The organism is Exiguobacterium sp. UBA6309 (genome assembly GCF_002439205.1).
Taxonomy (GTDB): domain Bacteria; phylum Bacillota; class Bacilli; order Exiguobacteriales; family Exiguobacteriaceae; genus Exiguobacterium_A.
In genome coordinates, this window is the sequence record NZ_DJTL01000014.1 from 1 (window position 1) to 22418 (window position 22418).

20 protein-coding genes and 1 riboswitch are annotated in these 22418 nt (G+C 50.2%); all 20 genes read left to right on the forward strand.

The features are described 5' to 3' along the window. Nucleotides 1–120 precede the first annotated feature (120 nt). The 20 genes from B3M90_RS03790 (at nucleotide 121) to ligA (ending at nucleotide 22322) form a co-directional block, all read left to right on the forward strand. Entirely contained in the window at nucleotides 121–318 is a 198-nt protein-coding gene (locus B3M90_RS03790; protein ID WP_023467064.1) for an NETI motif-containing protein, read from the forward strand. Nucleotides 319–526: 208 nt separating this feature from the next. Further along, nucleotides 527–628, forward strand: a riboswitch (purine riboswitch). Nucleotides 629–717: 89 nt separating this feature from the next. Beyond that, complete coding sequence (gene purE, locus B3M90_RS03795; protein WP_050678980.1) at nucleotides 718–1209, forward strand: 5-(carboxyamino)imidazole ribonucleotide mutase; 492 nt, start codon at nucleotides 718–720, stop codon at nucleotides 1207–1209. Continuing rightward, nucleotides 1206–2309 (forward strand): 5-(carboxyamino)imidazole ribonucleotide synthase, encoded by a 1104-nt coding sequence (purK, locus tag B3M90_RS03800; protein ID WP_290782664.1) that lies wholly within the window; start codon nucleotides 1206–1208, stop codon nucleotides 2307–2309. The genes purE and purK overlap by 4 nt, the downstream gene beginning before the upstream one ends. Then, nucleotides 2306–3601, forward strand: coding sequence for an adenylosuccinate lyase (purB, locus tag B3M90_RS03805; protein ID WP_290782666.1), 1296 nt, complete (start codon nucleotides 2306–2308; stop codon nucleotides 3599–3601). The genes purK and purB overlap by 4 nt, the downstream gene beginning before the upstream one ends. Before the next feature lie 59 nt (nucleotides 3602–3660). Continuing rightward, nucleotides 3661–4368 carry a phosphoribosylaminoimidazolesuccinocarboxamide synthase gene (purC, locus tag B3M90_RS03810; protein ID WP_290754225.1) on the forward strand — a complete coding sequence of 236 codons (708 nt, stop codon included), beginning with the start codon at nucleotides 3661–3663 and terminating at the stop codon, nucleotides 4366–4368. Continuing rightward, nucleotides 4365–4613, forward strand: coding sequence for a phosphoribosylformylglycinamidine synthase subunit PurS (gene purS, locus B3M90_RS03815; RefSeq protein WP_023467069.1), 249 nt, complete (start codon nucleotides 4365–4367; stop codon nucleotides 4611–4613). The genes purC and purS overlap by 4 nt, the downstream gene beginning before the upstream one ends. Then, nucleotides 4610–5293: a phosphoribosylformylglycinamidine synthase subunit PurQ gene (gene purQ / locus B3M90_RS03820; RefSeq protein WP_035412283.1), complete on the forward strand. Its 684-nt coding sequence runs from the start codon at nucleotides 4610–4612 to the stop codon at nucleotides 5291–5293. The genes purS and purQ overlap by 4 nt, the downstream gene beginning before the upstream one ends. After that, nucleotides 5274–7493, forward strand: a complete 2220-nt coding sequence (purL, locus tag B3M90_RS03825) for a phosphoribosylformylglycinamidine synthase subunit PurL (protein WP_290782668.1) — start codon at nucleotides 5274–5276, stop codon at nucleotides 7491–7493. Before purQ ends, purL begins: the two co-directional genes overlap by 20 nt. Beyond that, complete coding sequence (purF, locus tag B3M90_RS03830; protein ID WP_035398966.1) at nucleotides 7469–8878, forward strand: amidophosphoribosyltransferase; 1410 nt, start codon at nucleotides 7469–7471, stop codon at nucleotides 8876–8878. The genes purL and purF overlap by 25 nt, the downstream gene beginning before the upstream one ends. Before the next feature lie 16 nt (nucleotides 8879–8894). Further along, nucleotides 8895–9929, forward strand: a complete 1035-nt coding sequence (gene purM / locus B3M90_RS03835; RefSeq protein WP_290782671.1) for a phosphoribosylformylglycinamidine cyclo-ligase — start codon at nucleotides 8895–8897, stop codon at nucleotides 9927–9929. Next, the gene (purN, locus tag B3M90_RS03840; RefSeq protein WP_290780203.1) at nucleotides 9926–10501 is read left to right on the forward strand and encodes a phosphoribosylglycinamide formyltransferase; all 576 of its coding nucleotides are present in this window, start codon (nucleotides 9926–9928) and stop codon (nucleotides 10499–10501) included. Before purM ends, purN begins: the two co-directional genes overlap by 4 nt. Then, nucleotides 10498–12018: a bifunctional phosphoribosylaminoimidazolecarboxamide formyltransferase/IMP cyclohydrolase gene (gene purH, locus B3M90_RS03845; RefSeq protein WP_035412295.1), complete on the forward strand. Its 1521-nt coding sequence runs from the start codon at nucleotides 10498–10500 to the stop codon at nucleotides 12016–12018. The genes purN and purH overlap by 4 nt, the downstream gene beginning before the upstream one ends. A gap of 15 nt (nucleotides 12019–12033) precedes the next feature. Then, nucleotides 12034–13296: a phosphoribosylamine--glycine ligase gene (gene purD / locus B3M90_RS03850; protein WP_290782673.1), complete on the forward strand. Its 1263-nt coding sequence runs from the start codon at nucleotides 12034–12036 to the stop codon at nucleotides 13294–13296. Between the two features lie 211 nt (nucleotides 13297–13507). After that, nucleotides 13508–15247: an adenine deaminase C-terminal domain-containing protein gene (locus B3M90_RS03855; protein ID WP_290782674.1), complete on the forward strand. Its 1740-nt coding sequence runs from the start codon at nucleotides 13508–13510 to the stop codon at nucleotides 15245–15247. A gap of 68 nt (nucleotides 15248–15315) precedes the next feature. After that, complete coding sequence (locus tag B3M90_RS03860; protein WP_023467078.1) at nucleotides 15316–15630, forward strand: YerC/YecD family TrpR-related protein; 315 nt, start codon at nucleotides 15316–15318, stop codon at nucleotides 15628–15630. A gap of 37 nt (nucleotides 15631–15667) precedes the next feature. After that, complete coding sequence (locus B3M90_RS03865) at nucleotides 15668–17047, forward strand: TrkH family potassium uptake protein (RefSeq protein ID WP_214856362.1); 1380 nt, start codon at nucleotides 15668–15670, stop codon at nucleotides 17045–17047. A 12-nt stretch (nucleotides 17048–17059) separates the two neighbouring features. Further along, complete coding sequence (locus B3M90_RS03870; protein ID WP_035398958.1) at nucleotides 17060–17284, forward strand: hypothetical protein; 225 nt, start codon at nucleotides 17060–17062, stop codon at nucleotides 17282–17284. A gap of 62 nt (nucleotides 17285–17346) precedes the next feature. Continuing rightward, nucleotides 17347–18042 carry a heptaprenylglyceryl phosphate synthase gene (locus B3M90_RS03875; protein WP_023467081.1) on the forward strand — a complete coding sequence of 232 codons (696 nt, stop codon included), beginning with the start codon at nucleotides 17347–17349 and terminating at the stop codon, nucleotides 18040–18042. Nucleotides 18043–18087: 45 nt separating this feature from the next. Further along, nucleotides 18088–20313, forward strand: coding sequence for a DNA helicase PcrA (gene pcrA, locus B3M90_RS03880; protein WP_214856365.1), 2226 nt, complete (start codon nucleotides 18088–18090; stop codon nucleotides 20311–20313). 14 nt (nucleotides 20314–20327) lie between these two features. Then, nucleotides 20328–22322 carry an NAD-dependent DNA ligase LigA gene (ligA, locus tag B3M90_RS03885; RefSeq protein WP_290782678.1) on the forward strand — a complete coding sequence of 665 codons (1995 nt, stop codon included), beginning with the start codon at nucleotides 20328–20330 and terminating at the stop codon, nucleotides 22320–22322. Nucleotides 22323–22418: the final 96 nt, after the last annotated feature.

Sequence of the window (22418 nt, forward strand, 5' to 3'; positions counted from 1 at the left end):
GAGGATAGGACGTTGCCAGGCAAACGGTGGTTCTGGAGCATACGCTCAAGGGCCGCCGCTTTTTTGTGTCTTTTTGTAGAAAGACACGTATCCATTTTAATGAAGGGACTGAACAGGGATATGGCGAAAAAAACGAAACTACGTGTAGCCGTCGAAGAGAACGAGACGATTGGTGCTTGTTTGGATCGTATCGATGCCATGGGATACCGCCCGACGGTCCGACGAGAAGAACCGATCTTTGGATTAGACGCTAATGGCGAACCGTATCCAATTCGTCAACAAATCGTCTTCGATTGTAAAGTGAAAGAGAATGAGTAACTGCTTAGAGCATCCTCCGATTCATGTGGAGGGTGCTCTTTTCGTTCTTGATTCCATGTGATGCCTTTCAAGAAAATAAACTCCGAATGGACAATCGATGAAATCAGAAAAACCGCTTTTAAAACCGAACGATAAATTTTCAGACAATTAAATTGTTCGCCTTTGGTTGACGCCTTGGGATGGACTTGTTAAGATGAAGTCGTGACAGGATGATTGAATATAAACACCTCGTATAATAGCAGGGATATGGCTTGCAAGTTTCTACCCAACGACCCTAAATCGTTGGACTATGGGGTATATGGATGTTCGTCGATATTTCTTTGGCGTACCTTTTTATACCCTAAGCCACCCTTTTAGCCGTGGTTTGGGTTTTTTTTATGCACAAAGGAGGAAACAGCGATGGGAAATGCAGAAGTCGGCGTCATCATGGGAAGTCAATCGGATTGGGAAACGATGAAACATACATGTGATGTGTTGGAGCAACTTGAGATTCCGTATGAAAAGAAAGTCGTTTCCGCACACCGGACACCGGATCTAATGTTTCGTTATGCTGAATCAGCACGTGAACGAGGACTGAAGGTCATCATTGCCGGTGCAGGCGGTGCTGCTCATCTACCGGGCATGGTAGCCGCTAAAACGACATTACCCGTCGTCGGTGTTCCTGTGAAAAGTAGAGCGCTCCAAGGAATTGATTCCTTGCTCTCGATCGTTCAAATGCCAGGTGGTGTACCGGTCGCAACGGTTGCCATCGGAGAAGCAGGCGCAAAAAACGCCGGATTGCTAGCTGCTCAAATTCTTTCGATTCAAGATGAACGACTTGCCCGCAAGCTCGATCATATGCGAGTCGAACTCGAAGGAGACGTCATTGCATCTGGAGGAAACCTGTTATGAAACGAATCGGGATACTAGGTGGCGGTCAACTTGGTCGGATGATGGCACTGTCCGCCCGTGAGATGGGCTTTGAGATTCTGACACTCGATCCAACGGACAACGCACCATGTGCGCAAGTGGCGGATCAACATATTAAAGCTCCCTTTACGGATGTCGAGGCAGCGAAACAGCTCGCAGCTGAATCAGATGTCGTCACCTACGAATTCGAGAATATCTCGACAGAAGTCGCTGAAGCGATTGGAACGAAACTGATTCACGGAACCGATCTTCTTTTTCAAACGCAACATCGGGTACGGGAAAAAGAGATGATTGAACGCATTGGACACTCTGTCGCTCCATACTATCTGGTGACAGATCCTGCTGACTTAGAGGAAGCAAAACAGCGACTCGGATTACCGTTCGTCTTGAAGACAGCACGATTCGGATACGACGGAAAAGGACAGACCGTCATCCGGACGGAAGAACAGTTCCAAGCGGCAATCAAACAATTCGAACCGACTGAGTATGTCGCAGAACAATGGTTACCGTTTGATCAGGAAATTTCCGTCATCGTCACTCGAAGCGCAACAGAGACTCGTGTTTTCCCAGTCAGTGAGAATATTCATCAAGAGAACATTTTGCATCTATCGATCGTACCGGCACGCATTTCCGAATCACTCGAACAAGAAGCAATTGCGCTCGCTGAATCGATCGCGGATGCTGTCGGGTTGATCGGTACACTCGCCATCGAGTTGTTCGTCGTAGGTTCTAGACTGATCGTCAATGAACTAGCACCCCGACCACATAATTCGGGTCACTATTCGATCGATGCTTGCGAAACATCCCAATTCGAGCAACATATCCGTGCCATCAGTGGTCTTCCACTCGGTGATACCCGTCTGACGACACCGGTCGTCATGGCGAACATCCTGGGTCAGCATGTCACAGCATTATACGAGGAACTGCCGAGACTGAACGCTCGGACGAAAGTTCACTTATATGGAAAAGCAGAAGCCAAGACAGGTCGCAAGATGGGACATTTAAACATCCTTGCGGACACGGTCGACGATGCTTTGGCAGAAGTCGAACGCCTGTCGATATGGAAGGAGACAGTTCAATGATCGAACGGTATACACGTCCTGAGATGAAAGCGATCTGGACCGAACAAAACAAATTCGAGGCTTGGTTAAAAGTCGAGATTCTTGCGTGTGAAGCATGGAGTGAACTAGGAGTCATCCCGAAAGAGGACGTTCAATTACTTTGGGACAATGCCTCTTTTGATGTCAACCGGATCCTTGAAATCGAACAAGAGACACGTCATGATGTCATCGCCTTTACACGTGCCGTCTCTGAGACACTCGGAGAAGAACGTAAATGGGTGCATTACGGACTCACGTCAACGGACGTCGTCGATACAGCACTCTCATATCTGTTGAAGCAAGCAAATGACATTCTTGCTGCGGATCTCGATCGGTTCATCGACATCTTAAAAGTCAAAGCGAACGAACATAAATATACGGTCATGATGGGACGAACGCATGGCGTACATGCAGAACCGACGACGTTCGGTCTGAAACTAGCGCTTTGGTACGAAGAGATGAAACGAAACAAAGTCCGTTTCGAAGCAGCACGTGAGACGGTCGAATACGGCAAGATGTCAGGAGCCGTCGGAACATTCGCGAATATCGATCCGTTCATTGAAAAGTATGTCTGCGAAAAGCTAGGAACAAAACCGGCTCCGGTCTCAACGCAAACGCTACAACGTGATCGTCATGCACACTATATGTCGACGCTTGCTCTGATCGCGACATCGATTGAAAAAATGGCAACGGAGATCCGTGGTCTGCAAAAGACAGAAACACGTGAAGTCGAAGAATTCTTCGCTAAAGGTCAAAAAGGATCATCGGCGATGCCGCACAAGCGGAATCCGATCGGCTCTGAGAACATGACAGGTCTTGCCCGAGTCATCCGTGGACACATGGTGACGGCGTACGAGAACGTCTCACTCTGGCACGAACGGGATATCTCGCACTCTTCGGCAGAACGCATCATTCTTCCGGACGCAACAGGACTGCTCAACTACATGTTGAACCGTTTCGGAAACATCGTGAAGAACTTGACGGTCTTTCCGGACAACATGAAGCGGAACATGGACCGGACGTTCGGGGTCATCTTCTCTGGACATGTCTTACTCGCTTTAATCGAAAAAGGCTGGTCACGTGAAGCCGCTTATGACTTCGTTCAACCGCGTGCGATGCAGGCGTGGGAAGAACAAATCATGTTCCGTGACTTATTGTGGCAAGAACAAGAGATTCAACAGCTGTTCACAGAAGAAGAGCTCGATGCGTGTTTCGATCCGACGTACCATACGAGTCGCGTCGATGAAATTTTTGAACGGTGTGGCTTGAACTAATCAACCTGAGACGGGGCACGTGCCCCGTCTACATCTTAGGATCATGGGGGACGAAAGCGATGCAACCACTTTATGAAGGAAAAGCCAAACGATTGTACACGACGCAGGAGCAGGATGTGCTCCGGATCGTCTATAAAGACGAAGCCACGGCATTCAACGGCGAGAAAAAAGAAGTCTTTGCTGGAAAAGGCGAATTGAACAACCGGTTGACGAGTCATTTCTTTGAAATCCTCGAACAAGCGGGCATTCCGACACATTTCATTGAGCGTGTCTCGGAGCGCGAACAGCTCGTACGTCGTGTCACTATCATTCCACTCGAAGTCGTCGTCCGGAACGTCGTCGCAGGAAGCTTGAGTAAACGGCTCGGTATCGAAGAAGGTACGGTGCTCGAAACACCAATCGTTGAGTTCTACTATAAAGATGATACGTTAGGCGATCCACTCGTAACCTCATCACACATCAATTTACTGAAGATTGCGACTTCTGAGGAGCTAGAAGAGCTGTCGGACAAAGCACTTCGCGTGAATGAAGTCTTGCAACCTTACTTCCGTCAAAACGGAATCACGTTGATTGATTTTAAATTGGAATACGGCAAGACGGCAGATGGAACGATTCTACTAGCTGATGAGATTTCACCTGATACATGCCGCCTGTGGGATCAGGAAACTGGAGAACATCTCGATAAAGATGTTTTTCGACGCAACATTGGTTCACTGACAGAGACATACCAAACACTATTCAATCGCCTAGGGGGAAACACACAATGAAAAAAGTCATCGTATCGATCGCATTACGGGAAAGCATTTTAGATCCACAAGGAGTTGCTGTAAAAGGCGGATTGCAACAGCTCGGTTTTACGGGTGTCGAGAGTGTTCGAATCGGAAAACAGATTGAACTGCTCGTTGAAACGGAAACGACAGAAGCGATGATTCATGAGATGTGTCAAAAACTACTCGTCAACACGGTGATGGAAGATTATCAGATTACGATCGAAGAGGTGACGCCAGCATGAAGTTCGCGGTCATCGTCTTTCCGGGATCGAACTGTGATTTAGATATGTACCATGCGGTTAAGGATGCGCTCGGAGAAGAAGCCGAATACGTCTTCCATACCGAAACATCACTTGAAGGCTACGATGGTGTCCTGTTACCAGGTGGATTTTCCTACGGAGATTACCTTCGTTGCGGGGCGATCGCACGCTTCTCACCGATTATGGAAGAGGTCAAACGTTTTGCAACAGAAGGAAAAACCGTCCTCGGTGTCTGTAACGGATTCCAGATTCTTGTCGAAGCGGGACTCTTACCAGGTGTCTTGCATCGAAATAACGGTTTGAAGTTCATGTGTCGGACGGTCGAACTGAAGGTTGAAAACACGAAGACACGGTTTACATCAGATTATCTGCCAGGCGAGACGATCTCGATTCCAATCGCACATGGCGAAGGAAACTACTACTGCGACGATGCGACTTACGCGATGCTCCAAACGAACGGGCAAATCGCCTTCACATATGTCGACAATCCGAACGGTTCGCGTGGCGATATCGCCGGGATCACGAATAAAGCTGGCAATGTTCTTGGGATGATGCCACACCCAGAACGAGCAGTCGAGCTATTGACTGGCGGAACAGATGGATTGAAACTCTTTACTTCACTCGTCAAACAGGGGGCACACCATGCTAAAACAACAGTCTGAACCAACACCAGAATTGATTCAAGAGCAACGCGTTTATGCCACGATGGGATTAAGTGATACGGAATACCAGATGATCGTCGATTTACTCGGACGCCAACCGAACTATACGGAAACAGGATTGTTTTCGGTCATGTGGTCGGAGCATTGTTCATACAAGACATCTAAACCCGTCCTCCGTCAATTCCCGACGACTGGACCACGTGTCTTACAGGGACCGGGTGAAGGAGCAGGTGTCGTTGATATCGGCGATGAGCAGGCAGTCGTCTTTAAGATTGAAAGCCACAACCATCCATCCGCTGTTGAACCGTATCAAGGGGCTGCGACAGGCGTCGGCGGAATCATTCGTGACATCTTCTCGATGGGCGCACGACCGGTCGCACTCATGAACTCGCTCCGTTTCGGTCATCTCGGTACACCACGTGTCAATCAACTGTTTGAACAAGTCGTTGCAGGGATCGCGGGGTATGGCAACTGTGTCGGTATTCCAACGATCGGTGGCGAAATCGGATTTGATCGTTCGTATGAAGGAAATCCACTCGTCAATGCGATGTGTATCGGTTTGATCAACCATGCCGATATTCAAAAAGGTCAGGCAAAAGGTGTCGGGAACTCAGTCATGTACGTCGGTGCAGCTACTGGGCGCGATGGTATTCATGGTGCGACGTTCGCCTCGGAAGATCTCGGAGAAGATACGGAAGCAAAACGTCCAGCTGTTCAAGTCGGTGATCCATTCATGGAGAAGCTATTGATTGAAGCTTGTCTTGAGATCGTCGGGCACCCGGCACTCGTCGGGATGCAGGATATGGGCGCTGCTGGACTAACATCTTCTTCAGCAGAGATGGCTTCAAAAGCAGGCATGGGCATCGAGATGCACCTCGATGACGTCCCGCAACGGGAGACAGGGATGACAGCATACGAAATGATGCTCTCAGAATCACAAGAGCGAATGTTACTCGTCGTCAAACGGGGGCGCGAAGCAGAGATTGAAGCAATCGTCAGCAAATGGGGACTCCATGCCGTTCACGTCGGAGAAGTCATTGAAGAGAAAGTCTTACGGTTGATTCATCACGGAGATATCGTGGCAGAAGTTCCGGTTGATGCGTTAGCAGAAGAAGCACCAGTTTACGAAAAACCATCTCGCGTCCCTGCGTATTATGAAGAATTCCAAGCGATGGAAGAGACGCTTCCAGTCGTCGAAGATGTCGTTGAGACATGGCGGGCGTTACTCCGTCAGCCGACGATCGCTTCAAAACGCTGGGTCTACGATCAGTACGATCATATGGTCCAGACATCGACGGTCGTCGCACCGGGATCAGATGCAGCCGTCATCCGTGTCCGCGGTACGAACAAGGCACTCGCCATGACGACCGACTGCAACAGTCGCTTCGTCTACTTGGATCCATACGTCGGTGGACAGATCGCCGTTGCGGAAGCAGCTCGTAATATCGTCGCGAGTGGGGCGACACCACTCGCCATCACGGATTGCCTGAACTTCGGAAATCCGGATAAACCAGAAGGCTTCTGGCAGTTGCAGCAAGCAACAGCCGGTATGGCAGAAGCATGTCGTGTCCTTGAGACACCCGTTATCGGTGGAAACGTATCACTCTACAACGAGTCAGCTGGTCAAGCGGTTCATCCGACACCGGTCGTCGGCATGGTTGGATTACACGAGCAGACCGAATGGATCACAACGCAACACGTCAAACAAGCAGGTGACCAGATTTATCTGTTAGGTGAAACAACAGCCGAGTTTGGTGGTAGTGAGCTTCAATATATGCAATTCGGTAAATCATTCGGTCGCGCACCACAGATCGATTTAGCAGTCGAACATGCACGCTTACAAGTGTTACAACAAGCAGTACAAGCAGGTGAAGTCAATGCGATGCATGATGTATCAGAAGGTGGTCTCGCAATCGCCCTCGCTGAGATGACGTTTGGAACGAACTTTGGGTTGACGGTTCAGTTTGATGGACCAACGTTACATCTGTTCAGTGAATCGCAATCACGTTTCGTCGTCACTGTGCCACAAACGCACGTTGCAGCATTCGAACAACGGACCGGTGCTCAAGCGATCGGTGTCGTTACGAACGATGAGCTTCTCGTCATCGAAACGGCAGAGACACGGATCGAAGCAGACCGTTCGACCTTACAGGGAGACTGGGAAGGAGCAATCGCGTGTTATATGACATCAAAGGACTAAATGAGGAGTGTGGCGTCTTCGGGATCTTCGGACAACCGAATGCAGCGCAACTCGCTTACTACGGCTTGCATAGCTTGCAACACCGGGGACAGGAAGGGGCAGGCATCGTCACGAGTGACGGTGACGACCTCTTCCCGCACCGCGGGCAAGGACTCGTAACGGAAGTCTTTTCGGAAGAGACACTGACGAATTTGAAAGGACATCATGCAATCGGACATGTTCGGTATTCGACAGCAGGAGGAAACACGCTTGAGAATACCCAGCCGCTGCATTTCAAATCGCGGACGGGAGATCTCGCCCTCGCACATAACGGAAACCTCGTCAACGCGGATTCACTGAAGCATCTACTCGAAGCAGAAGGTGCCATCTTTCAGACGACGAGTGATACGGAAGTCGTCGCCCATCTCGTCAAACGCAGTAAGCTCGACACACTCGAAGACCGGATTGCTGACAGTCTCGCGCGTCTCGTCGGGGCGTTCGCCTTCCTTTTCTTAACGGAAGATACGTTATTCGTGGCGGTTGATCCACACGGACTGCGTCCACTGTCACTCGGGAAGACACCGGACGGCGGCATCGTATTCGCGTCAGAGACATGTGCCTTTGATATCGTCGGCGCGGAGTTCATTCGTGATATCGAGCCAGGGGAGCTCGTAACGATCACAGAACACGGCATGTCGTCTCGTCAATACATGGAACCACGTGAACGGGCGATGTGTTCGATGGAATACATCTACTTCTCACGTCCGGATTCAATCATTGATGGCGTCAATGTCCATACAGCACGTAAAGCACTTGGGAAAAAGATGTATGAAGAAGCACCGGTCGAAGCAGACGTCGTTACCGGAGTGCCGGATTCAAGTATTTCGGCAGCGATCGGTTACGCGGAAGCGAGCGGTATTCCATATGAAATGGGATTGATTAAGAACCGGTATGTCGGACGGACGTTCATCCAGCCGTCACAAGAGTTACGGGAACGTGGGGTCAAAATGAAGTTGTCTGCGTTACGCGGTGTCGTACAAGGAAAGCGTGTCATCATGGTCGATGATTCAATCGTCCGGGGAACGACGAGTCGCCGCATCGTCGGTTTGTTACGGGAAGCGGGTGCGACGGAAGTCCACGTCCGCATCACGGCACCACCGATCACGAATCCATGTTATTACGGGATTGATACTTCATCGAAGGAAGAACTGATCTCTGCCCGGTTGATGCCGGAAGAAATCCGTCAGGAAATCGGTGCGGATTCACTTGAATTCTTGACTGTACCGGGCATGGTCGATGCCATCGATCGCCCGTTCGATGGACCGTTAAAAGGACAATGTACCGCTTGCTTCACAGGAGAGTATCCGACACCGCTCGGTTCGCTCGAGTTAGAAGCTAAACTTTGATAGATGGGGGAAGAACATGAGCAAACATTACGAAGCAGCAGGTGTGAGTCTGACAGCAGGATATGAGTCCGTCACTCGAATGAAAAAACACGTCGCCCGTTCGATGCGCAAAGAAGTATTGACGGGACTCGGTAGCTTTGGTGCGATGTTCGACCTCAGCCAATTGCAGTTGAAAGAACCGGTTCTTGTCAGTGGGACAGATGGTGTCGGTACGAAACTCAAGCTCGCTTTCGCACTGGAACAACACGATACGATCGGAATCGACTGTGTCGCGATGTGTGTGAACGATATCATCGTCCAAGGCGCGGAACCACTTTATTTCCTTGATTATATCGCGCTCGGTCAGGCGATTCCGGCGAAGATCGAACGGATCGTCGCCGGTGTTGCTGAAGGATGTGTCCAAGCGGGCTGTACGTTAATCGGCGGCGAAACAGCGGAAATGCCAGGGATGTATGCGGACGGCGAATATGATATCGCCGGGTTCGCTGTAGGTGCCGTCGAGAAGCAAAAATTGATCACAGGTGATAACGTCGCAGCTGGAGATGTCATTCTCGGTCTCGCTTCGTCCGGCGTCCATTCGAACGGCTTTTCACTTGTCCGTAAAATTGTCGCCGAGAGTGGCCTTAGCTACGAAGATGAAGTCATGATGCTCGGTCATACGCTCGGAAATGCGCTCCTCATGCCAACACGTATCTACGTCGAAGCGGTCAAAGCAGCCCTTGAGACGGAAAAGATTCAAGCGATGGTCCATATTACGGGTGGTGGTTTCTACGAGAACGTACCACGCGTCTTACCAGAAGGTCTTGGCGCATCGTTCGACCCGAAAAAGTGGCCGACGTTACCAGTCTTCGACTGGCTCGAGCAAGCGGGTGATCTGCCACGACATGATATGTATAATGTCTTCAACATGGGGATTGGTTTCATGTTGATCGTCAAACCGGAAGATGTCGCGGAAGTGACAGCACGCCTCGCTCGTGAAAATGAGACGGCGTACGTGATTGGTCAGGTGACCGATCAAGAAGGTGTCCGGATTCAAGGAGTCGACGCATGAAGATCGCCTGTTTTGCATCAGGAAGCGGTAGTAATGTCGAAGCACTTTTTGAAGCAATCGAGGCAGGAGCGTTACATGCCTCGATCGAACTGATCGTCTGCGATCAACCGGACGCAGCAGTCATCGAGCGGGCAAAACGACGCGGATGTGACGTCTTCGTCTTTCGGGCGAAGGACTATCCGGATAAACCGAGTTTTGAGCGGGAGATCATCGCTCGTCTTGAAGCGAAAGGCGTCGAACGGATCATTCTTGCCGGCTACATGCGATTGATCGGGGAAGAGTTGCTCGGACGATACGCAGGGCGGATCGTCAACATCCACCCGTCGCTACTTCCGGCCTTCCCGGGAAAAGATGCGATCGGACAAGCATTTCGTGGCGGAGTTAAAATTACAGGTGTTACAATTCATATAGTCGATGAAGGCATGGACACAGGACCGATCATGGCTCAAGAAGCCGTCCGGATTACAGAAGAGATGACGCGTGAAACGTTGCAACAAGCGATTCAGCGTGTCGAACATAGACTGTATCCGCAAGTCATCGAAGAGTGGATGAAAGAGGAGGCAAACGTATGAGAGCGTTAATTAGTGTGTCGGATAAAACAGGGATCGTCGAATTAGGACGAGCGTTTCATGAAGCAGGGATCGAGCTTGTCTCGACAGGCGGAACACATCAAGCATTAGAGGAAGCCGGGCTTCCGGTCATTGGTATCAGTGAAGTCACACAATTCCCAGAGATGCTCGATGGACGTGTCAAGACACTTCATCCGATGGTCCACGGTGGACTACTTGGTCGTCGTGATCTTGAATCGCATCGTGAGCAGATGGCTGCGCAACAGATCCAACCGATTGATTTCGTCGTCGTCAACTTGTATCCGTTCAAGCAGACAGTCTTACAAGAAGACGTTGCCTATGCCGATGCGATCGAGAACATCGATATCGGTGGTCCAAGCATGTTGCGATCTGCAGCGAAGAACCACGCGGCTGTGACGGTCGTCGTCGATCCAGCTGATTACGAAACAGTCGTTGCTGAGGTTCGTGAAGGTGGAACAACGTTTGAGACACGCCAACGTCTTGCAGCGAAAGCTTTCCGTCATACAGCGGCGTACGATGCGTTGATCGCGGATTATTTCTTGACACAAACAGGCGAGAAGTTCCCGGACCAGTTGACGATCACGCTTGAGAAAGTCCAGGATCTCCGTTACGGAGAAAATCCACACCAAGAAGCAGCCTTTTATAAAACACCGATTTACCGTGGGGCTTCCCTCGCTTCAGCGAAACAGTTACACGGTAAAGAGTTGTCGTATAACAACATTCAAGATGCGAACGCCGCACTCGAAATTCTCGACGAGTTTCGTGAAGCAGCAGCCGTCGTCGTCAAACACATGAACCCATGTGGTGTTGCCGTCGGTCCAACGATCGGAGAGGCATTCCGCCGCGCTCATGCAGCCGATCCGGTTTCAATTTTCGGAGGCATCGTCGCCTTGAACCGTGAAGTCGACCTAGAGACAGCAGAACAACTAAGCGGTATCTTCCTTGAGATCATCATTGCCCCGTCCTTCACGGAAGAAGCCTTCGCCTTATTGTCAGCGAAAAAGAACATTCGTCTGCTTGAACTCGACGTCAAACGTGTCCAAGCGATCCGCTATACAGCAGTTGCCGGCGGTATGCTCGTCCAAGACAGTGACGATGAGACATTAGATGATGCAGCAGCACGTGTCGTGACAGACCGCAAACCGACAGCAGCGGAATGGGAAGACTTGAAACTCGCATGGCGCGCTGTCAAACACGTCAAGTCGAATGCGATCGTTCTTGCAAAAGACGAAGTAACCGTCGGTGTCGGTGCAGGACAGATGAACCGTGTTGGTTCAGCGAACATTGCAATCACGCAAGCTGGAGAAAAAGCGATCGGCGCGTCCCTTGCTTCCGATGCCTTCTTCCCAATGGGCGATACGGTCGAAGCGGCAGCAGCAGCTGGCATTACAGCAATCATTCAACCAGGCGGCTCGATTCGCGATCAAGAGTCGATTGATGCGTGTAACCAACACGGCATCACGATGGTCTTTACGAACGTTCGACATTTCAAACACTAAGCGGAGGCGATTTGAATGAAGGTATTGGTGATTGGTAAAGGAGGGCGTGAACACGCGCTCGTCTGGAAGCTGGCACAGGATGAACGGATCGAGACAGTGTATGCTGCGCCTGGGAATGCCGGGATTACACAAGCTACATGTGTTCCGATCGCCGAAAATGCCATCGATGAACTCGTGGCGTTCGCACAAGACGAACAGATTGATTGGACAATCGTCGGACCAGAAGGACCACTCGTTCTCGGGGTCGTTAACGCCTTTCAGGCAGCGGGACTGCAGGTTTTCGGACCGACACGGGAAGCTGCGACAATCGAGGGAAGTAAGCAGTTCGCGAAGGAATTGATGGCGCGTGCCGGTATTCCGACCGCTGCTCACGCCGTCTTTACTTCAGCAGCAGAGGCAGAAGCGTATGTTCGCAAAGCGGGTGCACCGATTGTCATTAAAGCCGACGGTCTCGCTGCCGGAAAAGGGGTCACGGTCGCAGAAACTGTGGACCAGGCACTTGCAGCGATCCACGATACGTTTGCCGGGGAATACGGGCAGCAAAGCCGCGTCGTCATCGAAGAGTGTTTGGTCGGGGAAGAGTGTTCGTTGATGGCGTTCGTCCACGAAGAGACGGTCATTCCGATGGTATTGTCGCAAGATCATAAACGGGCATTTGACGGTGACTTAGGTCCGAACACAGGAGGAATGGGCGCGTATTCACCGTTACCTCAGTGGGACGAAGCAGCGTTGACGACAGAAGCTGTTGATCGCATCATACAGCCGCTCGTTGATCAGATGGCAAGCGAAGGAATACCGTTCACTGGCTTCCTCTATGCCGGTCTGATGTTGACGAAACAAGGACCGTTCGTCATCGAGTTCAATGCTCGGTTCGGTGATCCGGAGACGGAAGTCATTCTCCCACGCTTAGAGACACCGTTACTTGATGTCATCAGACCACTGATGGACGGACAGACACCAGAAGTCGTTTGGACGGACCAAGCAGCTGTCGGTGTCGTCGTCGCTGCAGAAGGATATCCAGAAGCGCCAAAAACGGGACAAATGATTCCACTCGATCAGATCGGGGATGACCTTCTCGTTTTTCATGCCGGAACGGCAGAACAATCCGGTCAACTTGTCTCAGCCGGTGGACGTGTCCTCGTCTGTGTCAGTCGTGCAGAGACGATCGAGCAAGCTGTCGAACAGGTCTATGCGAACTTACCAGACGTAACGCATCAGCCATTCTTTTACCGAACTGATATCGCTCAAAAAGCCTTTCGTGCCTCACATGAATCATGATAGTTGAACCAGACGCACTCAACAGAGTCTCGTCTGGTTTTTTTATTTCTTGGCGAAGTGCACGAAAAGATTTGTCTTCCATGGCGAATTTGTGTTATTTTGACCAAATGAATCCGGAACGGGGCAAAACTTCTTGAAACTTATTTAGCAACATTTTAGTATAAGAACTATAAGAAAGCGTTTTCAATAAAATAAAGGAGGTCGAGCTTTCGTGAAAAAAAATTGTGGAAGATCCCCTTGGACGAAATCTGAAGTACGAACACACCAAGCGGTCATCAGCGGAAAGCTTGCACCGACACTTGTCATACAGAATGCCACTTACCTAAATCATGGCGTCAAAGCATGGCGGACGGCGAACATCTGGATCAGTGGCGACCGGATCGTCTATGTCGGTCCAGAGATGCCGGAACAAGCCGATGCCTACCATGATGCGACAGGTCAATATATCGTACCCGGTTACATTGAACCTCATGCCCATCCGTTTCAACTTTATAATCCAGCGAGTCTTGCAAAATTCGCAGCAGAGCGAGGAACATCGACCCTCGTCAACGACAACATGTTGTTATTATTAGAGCCGACGGAGCAAGCGTTTGCTCAAGTCGAGGCACTGGCGGACCTACCGACCTCGATGTACTGGTGGGCACGACTCGACGCGCAGACCGAGCTTGATGCCGATAGTATCTCGATCGATAATCGCCGGATTCAAGCATGGCTTAAACATCCACAAGTCATCCAAGCGGGTGAGTTGACGGGATGGCCACGTCTCTCGCAAGGGGACGATGAACTGCTCCACTGGATGCAGGATGCGATCAAACTTGGAAAACCAATCGAAGGTCATTTCCCTGGTGCTTCAGCGAAGACGCTGACAAAGATGGCGCTGTATGGTGTGACGAGTGATCACGAGGCAATGACGGTCGAAGAAGCGATGACACGTCTTGAACTTGGTTATACGACGACGATTCGTTATTCATCGATTCGTCCGGATCTACCGGATATCTTTAAGGGGCTTGTCGAAGCGGGATTGACGCAGTTCGATAAGGTACTAGTGACAACAGATGGTTCGACACCCTCCTTCTATAAAGCGGGTATGATGGATGAGACAATCCGACTGATGCTCGAGGCAGGCATTTCGGTCGAAGAAGCCTACCGGATTGCGTCATACAATGCAGCACGTCATTTTAATCTCGATCATCTACTCGGAAGTATCGCGCCAGGACGGATTGCTCATCTCAATTTCCTTGAGGCAAAAGATGCTCCGACACCTGTCGCTGTACTTGCGCGCGGCATATGGGTCCGTCAAGCCGACATTCCATGTTACCCGGCAGAAACGCTTGATGCTGCTTATGCCCTTATGCCACGATCAGAAGTCCGGATTTCCTTAACGGAGCAGGATTTTTCATTCAGCATGCCGGTTGGTCTTGAAATGGTCAATTCCGTCATCATGAAGCTCTATCAAGTCGAGCATGACACGAGTGTACCTATGCTACCAGCAGGTTGCGATGAATCCTTCCTGATGCTACTGGACCGCGATGGGAAGTGGCGTTTGAATACCGTCTTGAAGAACTTTGCGACACAAGTCGGAGGTCTCGTCAGTTCGTACTCGATTAGTGGTGATATTTTGATGATCGGTAAATCAAAACGAGATATTCAAGTCGCGTTTGAGCGGATGAAGACATTTGGCGGTGGAATCGTTCTAGTCGAAGACGGAGAAGTCATCGCTGAAGTTCCATTGACCTTAATGGGGCAGACGTCCGACTTACCACTCGAGGATTTGATCGTTCAAGAAACCGCTTTACGGGAGGCATTATTTGCCCGTGGATATGCCTTTGAAGATCCGGTCTATACGTTGCTATTCCTAGCGTCTACACATCTACCATATGTGCGGATCACACCACAAGGTATTTACGAAGTCCTTCGGAAAAAAGTCCTTTTCCCGGCGATTTTGCGATGACGCTTGAATTTTAAAACGTCGCGCTTTAAACTATTAAAGAGCAATTGAATGGGAAAGGGAGTCACAAGATGCAACTCGATAAATTGCGTGGAAAAGAATTAGATCAGTTATTTACAGCCATCATGAAGATGGATTCATTAGAAGATTGTTATACGTTGTTCGAAGACTTAGCGACCGTCAACGAAATCCAGGCGCTCGCCCAACGTCTGGAAGTCGCACGTCAATTACGTGAAGGCAACACGTATCACAAAATCGAAAAGGCGACCGGTGCTTCGACAGCAACGATCTCGCGTGTCAAACGTTGCTTGAACTACGGTTCGGGCGGTTATGATCTGGCGCTTGCCCGCCTAGGTCTTATCGAGCAAGAAGTAGCGGATAACTAATGTTATCCGCTACTTCTATGAAGGGGGGCGCACCGATATGGATTTTGCGTTACAACAAAGAATTCAACATTTCATTCGAAAGCTGACGCCTATCCAGTCGCTCGTCATCATCTACTTCGTTGCGGTCATCATCGGGATCATTTTGCTCGGCTTACCGTGGTCGACGAAAGGAAATTACGATTGGGACTTCACGGACCTGGTCTTCATGGCGGTCAGTTGTGTTAGTGTCACCGGTCTGACGACGGTCTCGGTTTCGGATACCTTTACGACGTTCGGGTACTTCATGATCATGATTTTAGTACAAGTCAGCGGGATCGGCTTGATGTCACTTCATATCGCGATGTGGGTCATTCTCGGAAAACGAATCGGTTTTCGGGAGCGTCAACTGGTCGTCCGAGATCAGAACCAGACGACGATGCAAGGTGTCGTCAAATATATTCGGGAAGTCATCTTGATCATCGTCTCGATTGAATTGATTGGTGCTTTGATTCTCGGGCTGTATTACACAAAGTATTTTCCGACGTTCGGAGAAGCGATGCTTCAAGGGTTGTTCGGGTCAGTCAGTGCGACGACGAACGCCGGTTTTGATATCACGGGAGAATCGTTACTACCGTTTCGCGGGGATTTGTTCGTCGTCTTCATGCAAATCTTACTGTTGACGCTCGGAGCAATTGGTTTTCCGGTACTCGTCGAAGTCCGACGTTATATTTCCTACCGAGCGACACGTCAAGCAACACGTCAACCGTATCATTTTTCACTGTTCACGAAATTGACGGCGTCGACGTTCTTCATTCTCGTTCTCTTTGGAATGGTGGCACTACTACTATTCGAATGGAACCAATCCTTTAAAGGCTTACCAATCGATGAGAAGCTCGTCGACGCCTTGTTCCAATCCGTTACGACTCGTAACGGGGGATTGACGACGATCGATATCACGTCTTTCTCACAAGCCTCGATTTTCGTCTTGTCGCTCTTAATGTTCATCGGAGCGTCACCGTCTTCCGTTGGTGGGGGGATTCGAACGACGACGTTCGCCGTCGCTGTCTTGAGTGTCATCGCCTTCATACGAGGGGAGTATGGGATTAAAATCTTCGGTCGTGAGATTGGTCAATCGGATATTTGGAAGGCCTTTGTCGTCATCGTCGTCTCGACTGGCGTGACGATGGTTGGATTGATCGTCTTGTTGATCGTTGAGGACGCGCCGTTCCTGGTACTGTTCTTTGAAGCGTGTTCAGCGTTCGGTACGACCGGTCTATCGCTCGGCATCACGGATCAATTATCGGATATCGGAAAATGGACGTTGTCTGTGCTGATGTTCATTGGTCGAATCGGTGTCATCTCGTTCGTTCTTCTGTTGAAAGCGAACCAACCGAAACGTAACTACAACTATCCGAAGGAATCCGTCATTATCGGATAAGGAGGCTCTTGTATGAAACGTGCCTTTTGGATCAACTTCGCGTATATCTTTGCTGTGCCTGTCTTACCGTTTTTGGCGCTCGTCAATGGGCGAGCGCTCTGTTCGCCAGATTCACCGTTACTGGACGTTCCGGTACTCGGCTTCTTTTTGGCAGAACCGTGGGCGTTCGTGCCGGTATATGCGGTCTTTGCGTTGTTACTGGCGTCACTGTTGACGAAACGACGGACACACGTCTGACCATCTCGCTCTGCGCGAGATGGTTTTTTGTTTTATACTGAATGTGGAATGAGAAAGAGAGGATGGGACGAACCGTGTTATTACCTTTTAATGAATGGCGACATGTCTTTAAACTAGATCCAGCAAAACCAATTGATGATGCTAGCCTACAGGCGATTGCGACGTCTGGAACGGATGCGATTCTTGTCGGTGGAACAGATGACATCACACTCGATGCAACGCTTGATCTCTTAATGCGTTTGCGACGATATCCAGTCGCAGTGGCACTTGAGATTTCAGAACTCGAAGCCGCGACGATGGGATTCGATACGTATTTGACACCGACGGTTCTGAATGCGGGAACATTAGAGTATGTCGTCGAAAAACAGGTCGAGGCATTAGAACAAGTCGGTCATATGCTGGCGCACGCTGATCTTGTTGGGGAAGGGTATATCGTCCTGAATCCTGATGCGAAGGTCGCGCGTGTGACACAAGCAAAGCCGTTAACGTTGGATGAAACCGTCGCTTACGCACAACTTGCGGATAGCGTCTTCCGCTTACCGGTCGTCTATCTCGAATACAGTGGCGTTTACGGGGAACCGGAACGAGTAGCAGCCGTTCGCGATGTGTTGAAGCAGGCACGCCTGTTTTACGGCGGCGGCATCGACTCCGAGGAGCGGGCGCGTGAGATGTTGCAGTATGCGGATACGATCGTCGTTGGGAACGTCATTTATGAGGATTTAAAAGCAGCGCTTGCGACCGTCGCAGCGACACGATAAAATATAGGAACAAAAGTTCGGAATATAAGAAATGAGGCTATTGATATGTTTAATTTGAGTGAACAGCTCGTCAGTGGACTAAACCCTGAGCAAGCAAGAGCAGTCAAGCATACGGAAGGTCCACTGCTGATCATGGCAGGAGCCGGTTCCGGGAAGACACGCGTCCTGACACACCGGGTCGCATATTTGATGGCGGCTAAACAAGTCGCGCCGTGGAACATCCTTGCGATTACGTTCACGAACAAGGCGGCGCGGGAAATGCGGGACCGGATTGGTCGTTTGGTCGGTGGTGTCGCAAACGATATTTGGGTCTCGACCTTCCATTCGATGTGTGTCCGGATGTTACGTCGCGACATCGATCAGCTTGGATACGATCGTAACTTCACGATCCTTGATTCAAGTGATCAGCAATCGGCGATCAAGCTCGTCTTAAAGGAACAAAACTTGGACCCGAAAAAATGGGATCCGCGATCGATGCTGACGATCATCTCGTCACAGAAAAATGAATTACGCAGTGCTGAATTCTACGCCTCGATCGTGACGAGTCCGTATGAGAAGACCGTTGCTGAAATCTATAAAGGATACGAAGCTGTCCTACGCCGGAACAACGCGCTCGACTTTGATGATCTAATCGGAAAAACGACAGAGTTATTCAAGAAGAGTCCGGATGTCCTTGCGTACTATCAGAAGAAGTTCCGCTACATCCATGTTGATGAGTATCAAGATACGAACAAAGCCCAGTATGATCTCGTCAATCTGTTAGCTTCGGGACATCAGAATCTCTGTGTCGTTGGGGACTCGGATCAGTCGATTTACCGTTGGCGTGGTGCTGACATTGCGAACATCCTCTCGTTCGAAGAGGATTATCCGAATGCAGCCGTCATCTTACTCGAGCAAAACTACCGTTCCTCGAAACGAATTTTGGAAGCGGCCAACCATGTCATCCAAAACAACTCAACACGTAAAGATAAGAAACTTTGGACGGATAACGACGAAGGCGAGAAGCTGATCGTTCATACGGCAGAGAACGAGCGGGAAGAAGCATTTTATATCGTCCAGGAAATTCGGAATTCACTTCGCTACGGGATGAAACTGAGTGATATCGCGATTTTATACCGGACGAACGCACAATCGCGTGCGATCGAGGAAACACTTCTCAAATCGAACGTCCCGTACAAAATGATTGGCGGCACGAAGTTCTACGATCGTAAAGAGATCAAAGACGTGCTCGCTTATCTCCGTTTAATTTCGAATCCGGACGAAGACCTGTCCTTTGCGCGAATCGTCAATGAACCAAAACGCGGTATCGGCGCAACGACAATTGATAAGCTGCGTGATTTCGCCGATTTACAAGGCGTGTCACTGATGGAAGCGATTCGCGATATCGAATTGTCGAGTATCGCACCAAAAACGGCAGCGAAATTGACGGATTTCCGGACGATGATTCTCGGACTCAGTCAAATGCAAGAATTCATCAGTATTTCGGAACTGGTCGAAGAAGTGCTTGAGAAATCGGGTTATCGTCAAGTGCTGAAGGAAGATAAGACGCTTGAAGCACAGAGTCGTCTTGAGAACATCAACGAGTTTATCACCGTTGCACAGAACTTTGAGAAGGAGACGGCAAAAGCCGATCCGGAAGACCGGACGATCATCGCCTTCTTGACTGACTTGACACTCGTCGCCGATGTCGATTCACTCGACGAGACGGATCCGGAAGAACAAGTCACGTTGATGACACTCCACTCGGCAAAAGGACTCGAGTTCCCTGTCGTCTTCTTGATTGGGATGGAGGAAGGTTTGTTCCCGCATAGCCGTTCGCTTCAAGATGAAGACGAGATGGAAGAAGAACGTCGCCTCGCGTATGTCGGGATCACACGTGCTGAGAAACGCCTTTACTTGTCACATGCGCGGATGCGCTCCCTGTACGGACGAACGAACGCAAACCAAGAATCAAGGTTCCTAGCGGAGCTGCCGGAAGTCGTCATCGAGCGGACCGGTAAAAAAGCGAAGCCACTCCCATGGGAAGATCGCCCTGTCCCACAAGGCAAAGCGGTCATCGGTCGTTCAATCAGTAAACCGACAGCGATGAAGACGTCAGGTGCGGAAACGCTCGGTTGGTCGGTCGGAGATAAGGCAGAACATGGGAAATGGGGACTCGGTACAGTCGTCCAGACTCGGGGTGAAGGAGATAATCTTGAAATCGATATCGCATTCCCAGCAGTCGGAATTAAACGATTGCTCGCAAAATTCGCACCGATTAAAAAGGTATGACGGGAGGTCCACAGATGGACGCAAGCCAACGTATAGATGAGATTCGTCAAACATTGAATCGCTACAGCTACGAATATTACGTACTGGATCAACCAACGGTACCAGATGCGACGTACGATCAATTGCTCCGTGAACTGACGGAGCTAGAAACAGCACATCCGGAACTAATCACGCCAGACTCGCCAACGCAGCGCGTCGGCGCAGCACCGCTTGAAGCGTTCGAGAAGGTGACGCATGACTTACCGATGCTGTCGCTCGGAAACGTCTTTGATGAGACAGAAATTCGCGAATGGGTCGCTCGGATTGAGCGGTCGCTCGGACGTTCGACGACGTATGTCGCCGAACTGAAATTCGATGGACTTGCCATCTCGCTGAAATACGAAGACGGGCGATTCGTCCGTGGGGCGACGCGTGGCGATGGAACAGTCGGCGAAAACATCACGCAGAATCTACGGACGATCAAAGCGTTACCGCTTCGTCTGCAGGCAGAAGAGACGGTCGAAGTCCGCGGTGAGGCTTACATGCCGAAACAATCGTTCGAACGCTTGAATGAAGACCGGGCTAGCCGAGAAGAGACATTGTTCGCGAATCCGCGTAACGCGGCAGCAGGTAGTCTGCGTCAGCTGGATTCGTCGATCACAGCGTCGCGTAATCTGTCGTTATTCGTGTATGGCGTCGGTGTCAATACGTTGACGGCCCGTTCACATAGCGAAGCGATGGCACAACTCGCCTCACTTGGGTTACCGACCAATCAACATATGCAGACGTGTGAGACGGTGGAAGAGATTCTTGCCTACATCGCACATTGGACGGAAGCACGCGCGAGCCTGCCATATGAGATCGACGGAATCGTCTTGAAAGTCGATCGATACGATGATCAGGAAGAGCTCGGCTTCACAGCAAAAAGTCCCCGCTTCGCGACAGCCTATAAGTTTGCGGCGGAAGAAGTCATGACGACAGTCGAAGACGTTGATTTCAGTGTCGGTCGGACCGGGAAAGTGACGCCGCGTGCCCGTTTTGCACCGGTCGTCGTTGCAGGATCGACGGTGACGTATGCAACACTGCATAACGCTGATTTCATCGCTGAAAAAGATATCCGCCTTCAGGATTCGGTCATCATCAAAAAAGCGGGAGATGTCATCCCGGCAGTCGTACAAGTCGTCACGGCAGAGCGAACGGGAGAAGAGACACCAATCGTCTTCCCGATCCATTGTCCGGCCTGTCAATCGGAACTCGTCCGTCTCGAAGGCGAAGTCGACATCCGCTGTGTCAGTCCGGAATGTCCAGCGCAATTGATGGAAGGTATTATTCACTTCGTTTCGCGTCAAGCAATGAACATCGATGGTCTCGGTGAAAAAGTCGTCCGTCAATTGTATGACCATGAAGCAATCCGGACGATTGCCGATTTATATCGACTCGATCGCGACGAGTTGTTGACGTTCGACCGAATGGGTGAGACGTCCGTCGATAAATTACTTGCGGCGATCGAAGCCTCGAAGCAGAACTCAGTCGAACGTCTCTTATTTGGTCTCGGAATTCGACTCGTTGGTCAAAAAGCGGCGTATCTCTTAGCGGAACGTTTTGATTCGTTAGCAGGGATTGCGGCAGCTAGCTACGAGGAGATCGTCGCGATCGATGGTATCGGTGGGAAAATTGCGGACTCCATCGTAAAGTACTTCGAGCACCCAGAAGCACAAGCATTGATTCGTGATTTGGAACAACTCGGTGTTAATCAACAGTTCCTTGGTGAACGAGTTGATCAGACGAATGCACCGCTCGGTGGAAAAACGATCGTCTTGACGGGAACACTTGAAAGCCTAAAACGGTCAGAGGCAGGGAAGCGTCTTGAAGCACTTGGTGCCGATGTGACGGGAAGCGTCAGTAAAAAGACAGACGTGCTCGTCGCAGGAGAAAAGGCAGGTTCTAAGCTGACGAAAGCAGAATCGCTTGGTATCGAAATTTGGGATGAAGCGCGTCTGTTAGAAGAACTAGCTAAACACGAAGCGTGAGCAGAATGAATGAGAACGATCAAATAAAAGGAAGGCGAAATTCCGTCTTCCTTTCAGACTATAGACAAAAAGGCTGACTCCAAAAAATGACGCGTC